The sequence below is a fragment of the Arthrobacter sp. zg-Y750 genome (genome assembly GCF_020907365.1).
In the GTDB taxonomy this organism is placed as follows: Bacteria; Actinomycetota; Actinomycetes; order Actinomycetales; family Micrococcaceae; genus Arthrobacter_B.
Genome location: NZ_JAJJOC010000021.1, coordinates 151,645 through 167,386, shown reverse-complemented (window position 1 = coordinate 167,386; position 15,742 = coordinate 151,645). Strand labels below are relative to the sequence as shown.

Below are 15,742 nucleotides of genomic sequence, written 5' to 3'. Positions count from 1 at the left end.
AGCCGACGACGGTGAGGGAGTACCTCCGCGACAACTATCCCGTCCCGCAGGTGCGCTGAGTCTGGTAGACCGGAGGGGCGCACCGGGCGACAAACCGGCGTCAGGATTCCACCTTCCGCCGTAAGCCCAAGCGGCTACTTGATCCCGAAGTCGAACCCGCCTTGCTGGTGGCCGAACCGCTCCCGGAGGAAGTTCCCGGTGTTGGACAGGTCCATCGAGGTCTGGCGGTGGCGGCTGGCGTGCAGCGTCTCGGCCTGCCGGGCGAGCAGCTGGAGCTGCTCGACCAGTTCCTCGTTGGCAGTCCGTCCGTTCGCCTGCCGGTTCTCCACCATGCTGGGCGGGATGGCCAAGTAACCCCGGACGACGGCCGGCAGGTACTCCCGCACTGTGGCTGTCAGCTCGTACTCAAATTGTGGGTCACCCAGCGGCTGGCGCGTTTCTGCGTCAACAACAGCGTCCAGGGTCTGGCAGATTTCCAAGACGGAGACATACGCGTCTGCGGGAAGGTGATGCTTGTTCTGTTTGGCCTGCGTGGCGACCCATGCCAATGACTGCGACAAGTGTTCCGTGGAGGGGGTCACCGGCGCCGCCACGGCGGACGGGTGCGATGCAGCCGGCCACGCTGTATTGGGCTGAGAAGTGGCGTTCCGTCCCGTGCCCTTAGCCTTTCGACTGAGCCAAAGATCTCGAAGCATGTAGAACCGTACGGCTGATACAACGATGGAACCGAGACCAACAAAGGAAGACAAAGTGCTAAGCGGGCTCTCCGCGTCGATTGAGAGAGCGGCTACGAAGAGGACGGAGTAAAGGACGCCCTCGGCGATCACTTTCCAGTTCTTTTTGACTATGCCGAGAATTGGCACGATGAAGGGCATAAAAATAAAAAAGGCGATGGCAAGGGTGACCTTGACGATGTTCGCAACGGTGTGCCGGGACATCGTTATCCTCTCGAGCAAAAGGGTCGGCCAGAACTGTTGTTTCCGAGCCGCAAGACTATTGTGGCCGCATGGTTCCTGTGTTTGATCCAAGCAGACCTGCAGTCTATCCGCCGAACCTCGCGGAGGATGAAATGTCGGTTCCTTACGGATGAAATGGCCTCACTCCGCCGGAATGATCGCGGGCGGCATCGAGTAGGGTTGCCCTCAATTAGCCAGACATGGGAAGGGAATGGCACAAATGCCGCACTACGTCGTTTTACAGGTGATCCTGAAAGAGAAACTGTTGGGGACCGGCTCAGGGAACCTGACCGCCGTGGAGAAATCCATCAATGATCAAGCCGCAAAAGGCTACCGGCTTCACACGATCACTACAGCCAGCAGTGGCAGCAAAGGTTTTGGCGGTGGTGACCGTATCCAGGCGACCATGGTGTTCGAAAGCCTTCGTTGAACGGCGGGCCCAAACGGAATTGATTGAAGCTGCGGGCGGTGTTGCTGCTGCCGGCGCTCGTCATGCAGGTGAGTGACGCTGCCCCGGCTCCCCGTGGCCTCCGGCTTCCGGCTCCAGGCGCCCGTAGACTGCTGGGAACTTACTTCCTCAGGGGGACACCGCATGGCATGCGCCGGCTGCAGCACAGGGTCACAGCTCGACTTCGAGTTCAGCATGGCATTCCAGCCGATTTACGACGCCGGCGCCGGCCGCGTCTGGGGCTACGAGGCACTGGTCCGCGGTGTGGCCGGGGAGAGCGCATTCGAGGTGCTGTCAAAGGTCTCGCCCGAACAGAAATACCGCTTCGACCAGGACTGCCGGGTCAAGGCCGTGGAGCTGGCATCGCGGCTGTTCCCGGCCGGCGAGGAGCTGATGCTTTCCATCAACTTCATGCCGAAGGCGGTGTACGAACCGGCCGCCTGCCTGCGTGCCACCCTGCTGGCCGCTAAACGGTACAACTTTCCGACGTCGTCCATCATGTTCGAATTCACCGAAAACGAGGAGGTGTCCGATACCGAGCATTTGACCAACATCATTACCGAATACCGCAAGCACGGCTTCACCACCGCCGTGGATGATTTCGGTGCCGGGCACGCGGGGCTGGGCCTGCTGGTCGATTTCCAGCCGGACCTGATCAAGATCGACATGCAGCTCATCCGTGGAATCGACACCAGCCCGGCCCGCCGGGCCGTCCTGGCCGGAATCATCGGCATCGCCAAGGACCTTGGCATCACCCTGCTGGCCGAAGGCATCGAAACCGAGGCGGAGTTCCGGGTCCTCAAAGCCGCCGGCATCCGCCTGTTCCAGGGGTATTGGTTCGCCAAACCGGCCTTCGAGGCGCTTCCACCGGTGCAGCTCGACGCCGTTTCCGCCGTGGCCGGGCGCGTCTCGTAGCTGCGGTGTAGGTCAAGTGCCGCTGACTTAGAACAGCGGCCAGGGAACCGCCGGCATGTCACCGGCCGGCGCGGGGAACTGCCCGGCCGATCGCAGCAAGGCGCAGCGTGCAGCGAACGCCGCAATCTCCTCGGCGGTGAGCAGCTTCGCCAGCTGCGAGCCCAGCTCACCGTGCAGTCCGTCGAGAACCCGGTCGATGCCTTCGAGTTCCTCGGCACTCAACGCATCGCCGATCCAGCCCCACAACACCGTCCGCAGCTTGTGCTCCTGGTGGAACGTCAAACCGTGGTCCACCCCGTACCGGTGCCCGCCGGCCATGGCCAGGACGTGGTCGCCCTTGCGGTCGGCGTTGTTGGTGAGGACGTCGAACACTGCCATCCGCCGCAGTACCGGAGTGTCCTCGTGGATGAGGGAGACGATCCGCCCGACGTCGTCCTGGCCCTGCAGGACCTCTTTCCACCCGGTCTCCGGAACGTTTTCTTCCGGCACCAGGTCCACCGGAGCCTGCTCCGGGTCGGTCTCCTGCCAGAGCTGGACCATGCCTTCACCGAGCGGGCCGTCCCGCAGCCAGGTGCGCGGCACGATGTTCCACCCCAGCACCTCGGAGACCACATAGGCGGCCACCTCGCGGTGCGCCAGGCAGCCGTCGGGGAAATCCCAGAGCGGCTTCTCGCCCGCAATCGGTTTGTAGACCACCGCGGCGTCGCCGATGCTGCCCAGGAAGGTGGCGTTGGACGCCGTCGTCAGGCGTCCGGTGAGCGTGAGCTCGTCGGTGACCAGGTCGGGCGCGGGCATCAGGACTCGGGGAAGGTGCAGGTGTGCCCGTCGGGGTCGATCGGCTGCCCGCAGATTACGCAGATCGGCCGCCCGGCGCCCACCACTTCGCGGGTGCGCTTGGCGAAGGCCCGGGCGGTGCCCACGGGCATCCGCACGCGCAGCACCTCTTCGGCGTCGGAGGCGTCAGTCTCGTCGTCGTCTTCGTCGAGGAAGCCGCCGTCGTCGTCCTCATCCACCTCATCCAGGGGGTAGGCCTCGATGACGAGCTGCGCCGTCGTCGGATCCCAGCCCAGGCTCATGACGCCTGCGCGGAACTGTTCCTCCACAGCGTCGAGATCGTCATTGTCGACAAGCTCGATGGGGGTACTGGCGGGCACGTGGAAGGGGTTGCCGTCGACGGTCATAAGCTGGTCGAGGATCTCGTCGATCTTCTCGGCAAGCTGGGCGGACTGGAGCTTCTCCAGGGCGATACTGACAATCTGCTTCCCGGCGCGCACCTGCAGGTAGAACGTGCGCTGGCCCGGGACGCCGACGGTGCCGATGACGACGCGGTCGGGCCAGTCGAAATCGTGAACGGTTGTAGGCATGGAACTACTCTAGGCTCATCCGGCCGGCGGCGCCTCGTGACCGGCACCACCGCCCACCGGGGCGTCGTCCGGCGTCGGGCTGGCCGCCAGCCAGGACAGGTCCCCGGCGTCGGTGTTGGTGGCCAGGACGGTGGGGCGCCCGGTGCCGTAGTGCACAATCGACACGGAGGCCGGGCCCACGTGGAGGCGCTGGAACATGTCCAGGTGCATGCCGAGCGCGTCGGCGAGGACGGACTTGATGATGTCGCCGTGGCTCACCGCCACCCACACTGCCCCCGGTCCGTGTTCAGCCTCGAACGCGGCGTCGTGGCGCCGGACCGCGGCCACCGAGCGGGCCTGCATCGCGGCCATGGACTCGCCGCCGGGGAAGACGACGGCGGAGGGCTGGGACTGCACCGTCTTCCACAGGTCCTCCTTCGCGAGCTCCTCGAGCGTGCGGCCCTGCCAGGAGCCGTAGTCGCACTCGGTCAGCCCGTCCTCGACCGGCGTGTGCGGGGTGCCGGTCTGGCGGTCGAGGATGAACTGCGCGGTCTGGCGGCAGCGCTCCAGGGGGCTGGACACCACGCCGACGACGGGGACTTTCGCCAACCGGTCGGCGGTGGCGGCGGCCTGGTCGCGGCCCACCTGGTCGAGTTCGACGCCGGGGGTCCGGCCGGCCAGCAGCCCGGAGGCATTCGCGGTGGTGCGGCCGTGCCGCACGAGGATGAGTGTTGCCATGTCCTTAGCGTAGTCATAGGGGGCGGGCTGGACGCTGACTGTGGGCACCGTGCGTCAACTGCCTGACGGGTGTGTGCGCTGGATGATGCGGTACACCGTGCTGCGGGCGACCTTGAAGAGTTCGGCGATCTCGGCGGTGGTGTGTTCTCCCGCGCTATAGAGGGACACCACGTGCGCTTCTTGCAATCTGGAGAGTTTGGGTTGCTTGCCGCGAAGCCTGCCCTTGGCTTTGGCAACTTGCATGCCTTCTCGTGTGCGGGCGCGTATGAGATCGGATTCAAACTCGGCGACCATGGCGAGGACGTTGAACAGCAGCCGGCCGACAGGGTCCGAAGGATCATGGACGGATCCGCCGATACTCAGCTTCACGTTTTTCTTCGTAAGTTCTTCGATGATGTCGCGGGCGTCGGGAAGGGAGCGGGCGAGTCGGTCGAGTTTGGTGATGACCAACGTGTCCCCGTCACGAACCGCTGCCAAGGCCTGACGTAGCCCAGGCCGGTCACGGTTGGTGCCGCTTAGTCCGTGGTCGGTATAAACCAGATCCTTGGGGACGCCGAGGGCTGCAAGTTGGTTCTGCTGGACTGTGAGGTCCTGCTCGCTGGTGGATACACGGGCGTAACCGACGACGTGGGCGCTCATGGTTGCGAATGTAGCGGTTGGGCTACCTTCACCGGGCACGTGCCCGGGCGGGGTATACGCGAACCGCGAGGTCAAACAGGTATCTGTGCATGTCAGTGCGAGTAGGTGCGGGTGCCTGTGCCGCGGCTAGGGACCGGCTTACGGACAGCTGTACACCGACAACACCGCGCGATGCTGACTATAGGATGACCAGAAAAGCTGCTCGAGACCTTCAAGTAGTTACCACTAGTCGGTGCCGTTCTCATCAGGGATGGCGGACTCACATAGGGAAGCCAGCAATTAGATGAGCGATTCTTCGAAAAACCGGAATCAGGGCGATGTACGGGAAGCCCGATCATGGGTTTGGATACAGATCGTCGTCATGCTTCTAGGCGGGGTCATGCTTACCGGTAGATATTTTGAGGCGATCCCTCATCACTCAAGCCACTTTGCCCTAGTGATGGGTGCGGCGTTAGTTTGTGCTCTCGTAGCAATTGGTCTCTGCATTGAGCTCTTCTTGCGAATGATCTTCCAAGGCCTAACGATCTCCCGTCGTCGCGGCTTCGCCGTTGCGATCGCCGGCGCGATCGCAATCGTTCTGTGGGTCGTTGGTCTTCTGCTCAGGTAGGACCGTAAAGCGAAAACATCCCCGTCATCTTTCCGCAAAACACACGGAGACTAAGAGCAGGCGGCAAGGACCGGTTCAGCAGAGACGGCTTCAGCGCCCGATGGAGGATCGTTTATAGCGACGGCCTGAGAGGGCAGCTGCTAGTCAACTGCCGCTGCCAGAGCCTCAATCTCGACGAGTTCGTGAGCGTAGCCGAGAACAGTCACCCCCATCAACGTTGCCCCAAGCGCAATTAGTTTCTGGCCCAGTGGCAGATGCCGGGAGCTTCATGAGGTGCCCCGTAGTACCCCCTGCCGCCGGGCGCGTTTTCGCATAACTCCTCAGCCATTGCCTTACTGAAGCTATAAATGGGCGGAAACGCCGCGACGAGGAGCAGCGTGACCGTACAAAGGGACATCGCCCATGCCCTCCGGGTCGTCTCAGCTCGTCTCATTAGGACACCGGTCACGACCGCGGCGAGAACCGCTGCGAGGAACGGCAGATATATCGTTACTTGGGCCCACACGGCACCCGTTCCCCGGGCAAAGGAGACAATGGTGGCGGCTGAAAGCATGACCAAGAGAAGTATGGGAAGAAGGGTGGCAATCAGCACTATTCTTACCAAAAGGTCGGGCCTAATCGACCGGGCCGGTCCATGGAGGCTCGTAGCCCTGCGTTCGGTACTCAACGCACCTCGTCGATAACAGCGTTCTGTTGAGCCGCGCGGCACAACTGTTCACCGCGTTCTTCCTGGCTTAGCTCATTCCAGGCCTGAGCTTGTGCCTCAACCTCAGCTCCGGGCCGACCCATGGAACTCATCTCAGCGGGAGAAACCATCACGCTATTCTCCGGACCGATCATGCTGCTCCGGTCCAGGGCAGCGCCTGGACCATTTACATACTCAGCAGAACAACCGATGAACGGTTCGTACACAGCTGTCTTTGGATCATCCTTGAGCCCACGAAATCCTGTAGCCGAAGCAGGTGAGGGCACAAGCTCATTAGCAGCCGATGAGCTTGTCGTGGACTCCGTCTCGGATTCATCGAGCCCATGGGCGGGTAGCGTGCCGATCCCGAGGGCGAAACCACCCAACATCGACAGAGTAACGACCATTCCTACTGACGGTCTCCGAAGCAAAACGTTCCCCCCCGGACATCTCCCTCGCGCCCCACCGGCGCGACGCCCCCACCCTACCGGACAAGGAAGTCTTACCTGTGTTACTCAACGGTCTCTGCAGCGAACGGCAGTTAGGCCGGCGCAAACGTACAGCGGCCCTTGGCGAGGATCTCGCCGTCGGCCGAGACTAACGACCAGCAGGGTTCCCTAGCCAGCCTCTGCCGCACCACATCAAACCATCCGGAGTCATCGAGGAAGGATCGACTAACCGGCGAACTTTCCTCTGAAACACTCTGAGGATGACTGAACTACTTTAAATGTCGTGGCTGCTTACGGACGCATCACCATAGGGGCGGTGGCAAGATCGCTTCGCTAAACAGAGAAACGGACTCCAGGACCTGTCGCAACAGCCTCAGGCCCGCCTCTTGATCTACTTCAAGAAATAGGCTCGATCCTGCCTCACCAGGTATGTCCCTGCGTCCCCGGATCCTCCCTGCGCCACGATAGACAGAACAGTGACCTGCACACTGTAGGTCCCGTCCCCATTATCGGTAACGTCATACCTAAGGTCGGGACTGTACTGGAGGTGTTCCGCAATGATGTCTACGGCTTCCTCCGCCGAAACAAACTCCACAGTAGCCGGCTGGGGGTTAATCGCCGGGTTTGGAGGTGGAACAGGAGCGGGAGCCTCAGCGGCCGGCGCTTCTGCCGCCGGTGTTTCAGACACCGGCTCAGAGGCCGTCGGCGTGGCAGAGGGCCTCTGCGTTGGGCTCGGACTTGCTGTCGAACTTTGACTCGCCGTCGGACTGGGCGTCGCTGTCGGCGCTTCCGAGTTACTACTGCCACAACCGCTTAATAGGAAAACTGACAATGTCAGAGCTGATACGAAGCTCCCTGCACTGATGTGCTTCAGAGTCTTGGTCGACCGCATCGAATCCCCTCCATTCGTTAGTGATCATAACCTCGCCTCGCGAACTTACCCTACGGCGATTTATGACCGACTGTACAACAGGATCTAATACGCCATTGGGCTCCAGCGCGCTTCAGTGCTGCTTCATCCATGACATGTCCAGGTTATTCAATCCGATGACTCCCGGTGTGACGAGCGTTCGCGTGCCCTTATTTTGGTGGGCCATAATGCCAGCGCGCAGGAGGATCACCAAACGCCTTATGGGTAACATTCTCGCGGGCGAAATGGGGTATTGCGTGCAATTCAGGACAAGGATCCGCTGCGAGCTGCTACTAATTAGCGGCGTCCAACGCCTGGGGACTAAGGAGACTGCATTTCATCGTCACCCTTGTTTGTTTCAGACGATACAGTCCCGATGTTGTGCAGTATCGCGATGACATCATCCAGTGATACTCCAGCGGTGTCACTGGCTTCGACGAGTGTACGTATGGTTTCTCTGACCGTTTGCCCGGAACGGATCGCGCCCCTGAAGAGTTCAGCTATGTCATCGGCCGAGCTCGGTGTGGGAGCATTCACCGAGATGCACTCGAAGTCCCGGTGCTGCCCTCAGCCGTCCATTCAGGAACTTATCCACGCATGTCACGAGTCTCTTCGCGTGGCACGTTCAGCTTTCATTTATTTGATAGATCCAATTGGAGAAGCGGAAGCTGAACACCAATCGCAGACATAGAGCACTGACGACGGATACCGGCCAATCGAAGAAGGGTCCTACACACTGGACTGGAATGCAACTGGCGCAGAACTCACCGTTTCAGAAACTGACAGTATGGGGCGCGTCGAGCAACAACCAATCAGCTACCGCCGATGCCAGAGTTTCTTCTGATCATCAACGGGAACCCGGAGGCGTCCGATCAGACGGATTGGCGTCCGAGCTCCTGTATGTTCTGGTACGTGTCCAATGAAAAAGAGACGGAAGCCCACATAGAACGAGGAGTGTCAGGATCCAGCTGGCGTCTTTATTTTCGTGGTGCATGGCTCAATGCTGTCTCTGTTGGCGGGCTTGTCTGGGTGTTGGTGGTGATGAGTCCACCCGGTGCCACGGATGATTTCGGTCCTGCTGGCATGGGTTTTATCTTCGCTGCATGGGTTGCAGTTCCCTGGTTTATTTTTTCACTCCTCGTGGGGGGACCGGTGGTTCTTCTGATGCATGCGGCATCTAGTCGGCCGCCGTGGATTGCTCTGTGCACCTGTTTTCTCGCGGCTACGCTAGCGGCGTTAGCCGTCCCTGTTCTGTGGCAGGCGGTTGTGGGTTCCATGACACTCGGGCAGGCTTTTGTCTTTTGGGTGCTCTTACCGTTGCTGAGCGGCGGGTGTTGGGCTTTCGTCATAGCTCGCCGTGTGCTGCCAAGGGGTGGCCTGAGGTCGGCTTTGGGGCAGGCAACCAAACTGTGAATGCAGTGATGACTGGTGTTCAAAGAACTGCTGGTTCCATTAGTGGTCAGGTGAAATCCGACATCCTGAGTGAGAGCCGTGCGGGTATTGGGTCCGTGAACCCTAAAGCGATGTTCAGGCAATACATAGTGTGAGCACAGACACTGACGGCGAAATCATTCGCCTTGCCCGGGACAACCCGGCCGTCTTCGGGGAACTGTATGACAGGCACGCTGCCGGCCTTTACCGGTATGCAGCGCGCCGGGCAGGGGAGTTCGCTGCCGACGATGTTATTGCCGAAACCTTCCTGGTCGCATGGGAACGGCTCGAGAGCTACGACTACGACCACGACGACGCGCGGCCCTGGCTGTTCGGCATCGCTACCAACCTGCTGCGTCGACACCACCGGACAGAAGCCAGGATGCTGAAAGCCGCAGCGAAGGCAGGTCTGCGGGACTCCGTGGCGGATGAATCCGACAGGGTCGCTGCCCAGACGGATGCCCTGGTGGCCACAGGCCTGATCGCCGTGGCGTTGAAGTCGATGCCCGTCATCGACAGGGACACGCTGCTTCTCTATGCCTGGGGAGACCTGACCTACGAGGGTATTGCCGCCGCTATGGACGTTCCGATCGGTACCGTCCGGTCCCGTCTGAACCGGGCACGGCGGACCCTGCGCAGCGCGCTTGACGCCGTGCAGCTTGCAGACAAAGGAGAACAAGCATGGACGAAATGACACTGCTCCGCGGAATGCGCAGCGGCATTGCCTCCCCGCCGCCGGCAACACTGGCCCGCCACCGCCGCAAAGTTCTGGCAGGCATAGGGGTTGTTTCCTCCGTGGACACCGCAGTCGTGGCACCGCCTCGGGCAGCCGGCCGCGGCAAGGCGCGCCGCCGCATCACTCTGTTGGCGGCAGCGGCGGCCTTCCTCGTCGGCGTCCTGGTGACGGCCGACGTCGTTCTGCCCGATCGCGGCCGGGCAACAGCGGAGGCAACCCAACTGCTTGATGACGTGGAAGCGGCCGCGATGAGTACCGCGGATCCGGTGCTCCTTCCGGGGCAGTATCTGAAAATCGAAAGGGAGGAGTTGCTCTCCAACACTTTCGCGGCGGACGGCGTAGTGCTTTCCTGGGATGCGCTTTCCCGCGATCAGCTCTATGTTCCCTCCGATCTGGAGGGTGAGTGGGTGTGGAACCGGGAAGCTCAGGTTCCGGCAGACTCGGCACCCGAGGTGGTCAAGGAACTCGCCCGCAACCGGGCGGTTAATGATCCGCGAACAGAAGCCGCCATGGTGGGGGTTTTCCGGGCGCCGGGCGGTGACTTCGACGGTGCCGGCTACACGATACTTGGCGTGCCGCCGGCCGATACCAGCGGGCTGCCCCGGGATCCGGCCAAGCTCCTCGACCGGATATACGAGTACACGAAGGACCGTGGGACCCCGGACGACAAGGCATTTGAGATGGTCAAGGAAATCCTTCGCACGGGCGTGATCCCGTCGGATCTCCGTGTAGCCCTGTACCGGGCCGCCGCGCTGATTCCCGGCGTCGACGCTGTGGGCAGCGTGGTCATGGCCGACGGCAGGGAGGGCGTCGCCCTCGGCATGGTCAGCCTCGATGGCATATGGCGCAGTGATCTCGTCATCGATCCTGCCACGGGACTGGTGATCGGTGAGCAGGTTGTTTCGCTGCAGGATTACGACGGCGCCCCCGCCGGTACCGTTTCGTCCTGGCGATCGGTGCGGACTTCCGTGGTGGACTCCGCTCCATGAGGGGATCCGTGAGCGGGACAGCTTTTCTGTTGCTGTCCTCCCTGGAATGGCACGGGACTGTTGCGGTGGGGATCGGGTCTCCGCCGAATAGCGCTGAATGCTCTCGGCTAGGGTGAATGTATGGATGCAGCGACCACGGTGATGCAAGCTCTGATAGCCAATGAGAACGCTGGGTTGGTCATGGATTTTGACGGCGTTCTTTCTCGAATAACCGAGGATCCCGATGCCAGCGAGTTGTTGCCAGGCACGAAGGAGATCCTCTCAAGCTTGGCGACCAGACTCTCGGTTGTAGCGCTCCTCTCCGGGCGACCTGCCGGCTTTCTGGCGGCGCGGGCATCCATTCCAGGAGTAGAACTTTATGGTTCATACGGTCTTGAACACCTCACTGAAAATGGCATCGAGGTTGTCCCCGAAGCTCAACAGTGGATGACAGCGGTGAGAGCAGCCACTCAGGTGTTGCACCGGGAACTAGACAACCTTGAGGGTATCTACGTCGAAGAAAAGTCCCTCGCAGTCGCTGTCCACTGGCGGCGCGCACCAGATCGTGACAGCGCCACGAAACGAATCACCCCGCTCGTCCAAGAAGTGATCGACACTCATGGGCTGCGCCATGAACCCGGCAAGTTCGTCGAGGAACTCCGAATGCCCCTCAAACAGGACAAAGGCACTGCCCTTCAAAGGATCATCAATGCTGGGAATATCCAGACTGTCGCGTACGCAGGTGATGATAGAGGAGACATGCCAGCGTTCGAAGCGGCAACCGCAGCAGGGGGGCACGCGCTAGTTATTGCCGGCGCTGACATGGCTCCGGAAGTAAGCAATATAGCCGGTGCCCACTTCGACAGCCCCGAACAGTTCCAGTCCTGGCTGCAGCAACTCAGTGCCGCAGTGCGATAGTAAGGGGTGTCCGCTCCTGGATCGCCTTAGCGGGACGGAGGTTCGAGCCCTTTGAGGTGTTGGTCGATGAGGCGCTGAGCCCGCTCGGACGTCATTCGGTCGGTCTCGGTTACCCTGGCGATGGCTAGGCCATCGAGCAGCGCCATGAGCATGGCGGCGTCATCCTCCGCGAGGTCCGGGTTCCATTGCCGGAGCAGAGTTGTCAGGCCTTCTTCCATAAGCCGCCAGGATGCCTGATGGGCGCTGGCAACTGCGCTGCTGGTTGTCGCCTTCGAGGCGTAGGACAACCAAATGACCGAAGCGGTGCGGGATTCGTCGTCCACCCCTCCGAGAATCCTGCACACCGCGCCCAGATTCTGCCGCGCTGATGCCTCCGGGTGCACGGCGGAGGCCACCCGCTCGATGAAGTTCCTGGAGACCTCGTTCATGGCCGCCATGATCAAATCGTCTTTCGTCTTATGGTGATGCTGGACGGCACCTATGGAGAGGCCGGCGGCTGCGGCGACGTTGCGGATCGTCACATCCTCAAGGCCCCGCTCAACAAGAATGTCCTGCACAGCCGTAAGAATGCGCTGCGCGCCCGCCGAGGTCATGATTCGAGATTACTCCGAACCAAACCATACGTTCGTATTGTATGCTCGGGGCATGACACGACTTCGTTTGGGCGCCGCGCTATGGACTCTGTGCCTGCTGACCTTTCCGGCTCAGGTAATTGCGGCCGCGCAGTGGCCAAACCCGTACTCCTGGTCCGCAAATTTCATCAGCGATCTGGGCGTGACTGCGTGCAGGACGTTCGACGCCGGCACGCGCGTTGAGCGATACATTTGTTCCCCCGGCCATCTGCTGGCCAACGGTTCCACGATCGCCAACGGAGCCCTCATGGCCGTCGGAGCCATCCTGCTGTGGTCGGCCTGGCCCCGGCAGCGGACAGGGAAAACCGCGATGTCATTCCTCGCCGCGGGCGGTGTACTTGTGATGCTGGTCGGCTTCCTGGCCTGGGATGTTCACCCGGAGGCTCATGACGCCGTGGCCCTTGCCCAGGCCCTGATGCAGTGGATCGGGATGGCCTTCCTTGCCTTCGCACTCAGAGGCAGCGCGGCCGCACGATGGGCGTCAGCCCTGACCCTGGCGAGTCTCGCACTCTCGATTGCCGGTTTTGTTCTTTTCATTGATGCGATCAGCGGTGGGCCATCGATTTCACTGGGCCTCGGCATTACCGAGCGCCTCGCCTTCGATACCCTCACCATGTGGGGCGCCGTGCTGGGCGTGATCCTCCTGATGACGACACTCGGCCACCGGAGCACCACCTCAAACCAGGAAGCGATTCTCGGTTCCGCGCCGACGGGAAGTCTTGCTCTCTGATTCCTCCCGACTCGTAGAACGCCGTGACGAACCCTAGTCCTCAAAAAGGACAAAGTGGACCACCACCACTTCGGCCCCGTAGGGGGTCACCTCGTCGCTCCTCCGCCCGTAGCTTGGCAGCCGAGTAAGCGCGGCGCGCCGTGTCTATGTGTAAACGGAGTTGCCGTCTTCCGTATATACTAAGCACCCTTAGTTTAGGCCGGCCATCAGCCGGAAATGCACACAGCAGCGGATCTGCGCCCCAGCCAAAGGAGCGGATTCGGTGCTGTTCCTTAATATGACACGGACTTTGTCCGCCGATATGAGAGTGAATTATGGAAGACACCCTTATGACGGGTACCAGTGTGGATTCGAGTGGAGAAGGCAAACACCGACCATCTGGCCCGGCCCGCCAGCGGCACATCAGTGACTTTACGGCTTTGACCCGGCAGGTCCAGGAAGCCGGCTACATGCGCCGGAACTACGGCTACTACTGGAGCAAGTTGATCGGGTTGACGCTGATTGGCCTGGTGCTGGCCTTGGCCTTCGTCCTGCTGGGGAACACCTGGTGGCAGATGGTGACCGCGGTGGTGCTGGCGCTGTTGATGACACAGATCGCGTTTCTGGGGCACGACGCCGCGCACCGGCAGATCTTCGTGTCGCCGAAGTGGAATGAATGGGTCTCACTGATCGTGGTTAACCTTTTTGCCGGTATGGGCCTGGGCTGGTGGAATTCAAAACACAGCAAGCATCATGCTGCACCGAACAAGATCGGCACGGATCCGGATATCGCGCCCGGCGTCCTGGCCTTCACCCCCGAGGCGGCCGACGCGCGCAAAAACCGTTTCACACGCTGGCTTGCCATGAAACAGGGTTACTTTTTCTTCCCGCTGCTCCTGCTTGAGGGCGTCAACCTGCATGTCCAGGGCCTCAAGCGAGTACTGGGACCCGGCCGGGTCAAGCGGCGGTGGGTGGAACTCGGTTTCATCAGTGTCCGCCTGGCCAGTTATGCGGTGCTGGTTTTCGTAGTGCTGTCACCGGGCAAGGGGGCAGCGTTCATCGGCGTCCAGCTCGCCGTTTTCGGCCTGTATATGGGTATTTCCTTCGCGCCGAACCACATTGGCATGCCGATTGCGCCCCGGGACGCGGGCATCGATTTCCTGCGCCGCCAGGTGTTGATGAGCCGAAACATCACCGGCGGCCGGTGGGTGGATACCTTTATGGGAGGCCTGAACTTCCAGGTGGAGCACCACCTGTTTCCCTCCATGTCCCGCCCGAATTTGCGAAAAGTTGCCCCGCTGGTCCGCCAGCACTGTGAGCAGCTGGGCGTGCGGTATACCGAAACCGCGTTGGGCCAATCCCTGCGGGATGTTACCGCCTACATCAACAAGGTGGGCCGCGGAGGCGTGGATACGTGGGCCTGCCCGCTGGCCAGCACGCACCGCGTGTAAGCCGGGACGATCTGCCGCACTATTTGAGGGGCTGGTCCTGCGCCGGGGTGGCCGCGTCGGGGCAGAGGTTCTCGCTGATCTCCCACAAGCTGGCGGGTGTGGCCGGCGCTCTTCCGAGCCCGTCCGTGGCGCGTGTGAGGACAATTGTGGTTCTGGCAGGCCCGAGCCGTCGTCGTCGCCCGCCCCTTCCGGAAGGCTCACCGTTTCTCCCGCAGAGGAGCGACGTCGTCCCGGGGGTTGCTGCGATCCTGACGGAGTCGTACCCCGGATCGGCAGTGCAAAGAAACGTTTGCAAATAAACCTTTGCACTGCCATGATGAGGGCATGACCCCGCAGCCTGATCCCCAGCCCGCCCGTGACGGCGACCGCACCCTCGACGGCCCCGTCCTCAAGGCCCTCGCGCACCCGCTCCGGGTGCAGTTGCTCGACATCCTGTCCCAGTACGGGCCGCAGACAGCGAGCAGCATGGGTAAACGGGTCGGGGAATCGAGCGGAGCCACGAGCTACCACTTGCGGCAACTGGCCCGGCACGGCCTGGTCCGCGAAGTCGCGGATCGAGGGTCCGCGCGTGAGCGGTGGTGGGAACGCCCGCGCGGCTCCCTGATCCTCAGTACCTCCACGTCGGAACAAGACCCCGCCCTCCGGGAGGCGTCCCGGCAGGTCAACCGGCACTTCGTCCAGGGACGTGCAGAGGCATTGGCGGCATTCACGGCAAGCGACCCGTCTGCACTGCCGGAAGAGTGGGCCGACGCCGCCATGCTCAGCACGCTCAACGCCTACTTCGCCCCGGACCAACTCAAGGCACTCAACCGCGACATGGAAGCGTTCCTGCGCGAGAGGCTCGAGACCTACCGCAGTGAACCCGGAGCAGCCGGGGCCCGCCCAGTGCAGCTGCACTTCAACGCCTTTCCCCTTACCGATTTCCAGGAGCAGCCATGAGTTCTGCCAGCCTCGGGTACTGCCCTCCCGCCACCCTCAACGTGCATGCGGGGTTCACCTCCCGCGCCCTGATCCGCCTCGGGGCGGCATTAATTGCAGCCGGTTCCAGGCTGGCCCGCCCCGAGGGGCCGGAGGCGGCGCTCTTCAGGGAGCACGTTGAACGCCGAACGGACGCCAGCGCCGTCGCACACAGCGGGCTTCACCTGCTGTTGTGGCGAGAGCAATGAAGTTTCGATCTGCAGGGGGACCCGTTGCGCGTCCTTTACCG

Annotated in this window: 16 protein-coding genes; 9 read left to right on the top strand and 7 right to left on the bottom strand. The window is 61.9% G+C overall.

Features of this window, described 5'->3' with window-relative positions; genetic code table 11:
* Positions 1–134 precede the first annotated feature (134 nt).
* Entirely contained in the window at positions 135–938 is an 804-nt protein-coding gene (locus LOC57_RS13925) for a hypothetical protein (protein ID WP_229960454.1), read from the bottom strand.
* Positions 939–1,167: 229 nt separating this feature from the next.
* Between LOC57_RS13925 and LOC57_RS13920 the strand changes: the two genes are divergently transcribed.
* Together LOC57_RS13920 and LOC57_RS13915 are read left to right on the top strand one after the other, a co-directional pair.
* On the top strand, positions 1,168–1,386 hold the full coding sequence (locus LOC57_RS13920; protein WP_229960452.1) for a DUF4177 domain-containing protein: 219 nt from the start codon (positions 1,168–1,170) through the stop codon (positions 1,384–1,386).
* Positions 1,387–1,599: 213 nt separating this feature from the next.
* The gene (locus LOC57_RS13915) at positions 1,600–2,319 is read left to right on the top strand and encodes an EAL domain-containing protein (protein ID WP_229960450.1); all 720 of its coding nucleotides are present in this window, start codon (positions 1,600–1,602) and stop codon (positions 2,317–2,319) included.
* Positions 2,320–2,346: 27 nt separating this feature from the next.
* Here the strand turns inward: LOC57_RS13915 and LOC57_RS13910 are convergent, their stop codons facing one another.
* The 5 genes from LOC57_RS13910 to LOC57_RS13890 form a co-directional block, all read right to left on the bottom strand.
* Complete coding sequence (locus tag LOC57_RS13910; RefSeq protein ID WP_229960448.1) at positions 2,347–3,114, bottom strand: SCO1664 family protein; 768 nt, start codon at positions 3,112–3,114, stop codon at positions 2,347–2,349.
* Entirely contained in the window at positions 3,114–3,683 is a 570-nt protein-coding gene (locus tag LOC57_RS13905) for a DUF3090 domain-containing protein (protein WP_227913002.1), read from the bottom strand. Before LOC57_RS13905 ends, LOC57_RS13910 begins: the two co-directional genes overlap by 1 nt.
* A gap of 15 nt (positions 3,684–3,698) precedes the next feature.
* Positions 3,699–4,400 carry a histidine phosphatase family protein gene (locus LOC57_RS13900; protein WP_229960446.1) on the bottom strand — a complete coding sequence of 234 codons (702 nt, stop codon included), beginning with the start codon at positions 4,398–4,400 and terminating at the stop codon, positions 3,699–3,701.
* 54 nt (positions 4,401–4,454) lie between these two features.
* On the bottom strand, positions 4,455–5,039 hold the full coding sequence (locus LOC57_RS13895) for a recombinase family protein (protein ID WP_227913004.1): 585 nt from the start codon (positions 5,037–5,039) through the stop codon (positions 4,455–4,457).
* Between the two features lie 1,270 nt (positions 5,040–6,309).
* Positions 6,310–6,738, bottom strand: coding sequence for a hypothetical protein (locus LOC57_RS13890; protein ID WP_229960445.1), 429 nt, complete (start codon positions 6,736–6,738; stop codon positions 6,310–6,312).
* A 2,495-nt stretch (positions 6,739–9,233) separates the two neighbouring features.
* Between LOC57_RS13890 and LOC57_RS13885 the strand changes: the two genes are divergently transcribed.
* The 3 genes from LOC57_RS13885 to otsB all read left to right on the top strand — a co-directional run bounded on the left by LOC57_RS13885 (position 9,234) and on the right by otsB (position 11,743).
* On the top strand, positions 9,234–9,815 hold the full coding sequence (locus tag LOC57_RS13885; protein ID WP_227927197.1) for an RNA polymerase sigma factor: 582 nt from the start codon (positions 9,234–9,236) through the stop codon (positions 9,813–9,815).
* Positions 9,803–10,846: a CU044_5270 family protein gene (locus tag LOC57_RS13880; RefSeq protein ID WP_229960443.1), complete on the top strand. Its 1,044-nt coding sequence runs from the start codon at positions 9,803–9,805 to the stop codon at positions 10,844–10,846. Before LOC57_RS13885 ends, LOC57_RS13880 begins: the two co-directional genes overlap by 13 nt.
* A gap of 120 nt (positions 10,847–10,966) precedes the next feature.
* Entirely contained in the window at positions 10,967–11,743 is a 777-nt protein-coding gene (otsB, locus tag LOC57_RS13875; protein WP_229960441.1) for a trehalose-phosphatase, read from the top strand.
* Positions 11,744–11,769: 26 nt separating this feature from the next.
* Here otsB and LOC57_RS13870 read toward each other — a convergent pair whose 3' ends face one another.
* A complete protein-coding gene (locus LOC57_RS13870; protein WP_227913009.1) occupies positions 11,770–12,336 on the bottom strand; it encodes a TetR/AcrR family transcriptional regulator in 567 nt (188 codons plus the stop codon).
* Positions 12,337–12,388: 52 nt separating this feature from the next.
* Here LOC57_RS13870 and LOC57_RS13865 point away from each other — a divergent pair, with 52 nt between their 5' ends.
* The 4 genes from LOC57_RS13865 to LOC57_RS13850 all read left to right on the top strand — a co-directional run bounded on the left by LOC57_RS13865 (position 12,389) and on the right by LOC57_RS13850 (position 15,701).
* Positions 12,389–13,105, top strand: coding sequence for a DUF998 domain-containing protein (locus LOC57_RS13865; RefSeq protein WP_229960439.1), 717 nt, complete (start codon positions 12,389–12,391; stop codon positions 13,103–13,105).
* 329 nt (positions 13,106–13,434) lie between these two features.
* A complete protein-coding gene (locus LOC57_RS13860) occupies positions 13,435–14,535 on the top strand; it encodes a fatty acid desaturase family protein (RefSeq protein ID WP_227913011.1) in 1,101 nt (366 codons plus the stop codon).
* Positions 14,536–14,859: 324 nt separating this feature from the next.
* On the top strand, positions 14,860–15,474 hold the full coding sequence (locus LOC57_RS13855) for an ArsR/SmtB family transcription factor (RefSeq protein WP_229960438.1): 615 nt from the start codon (positions 14,860–14,862) through the stop codon (positions 15,472–15,474).
* Complete coding sequence (locus tag LOC57_RS13850; protein WP_229960436.1) at positions 15,471–15,701, top strand: hypothetical protein; 231 nt, start codon at positions 15,471–15,473, stop codon at positions 15,699–15,701. Before LOC57_RS13855 ends, LOC57_RS13850 begins: the two co-directional genes overlap by 4 nt.
* The last annotated feature ends 41 nt before the right edge of the window (positions 15,702–15,742 follow it).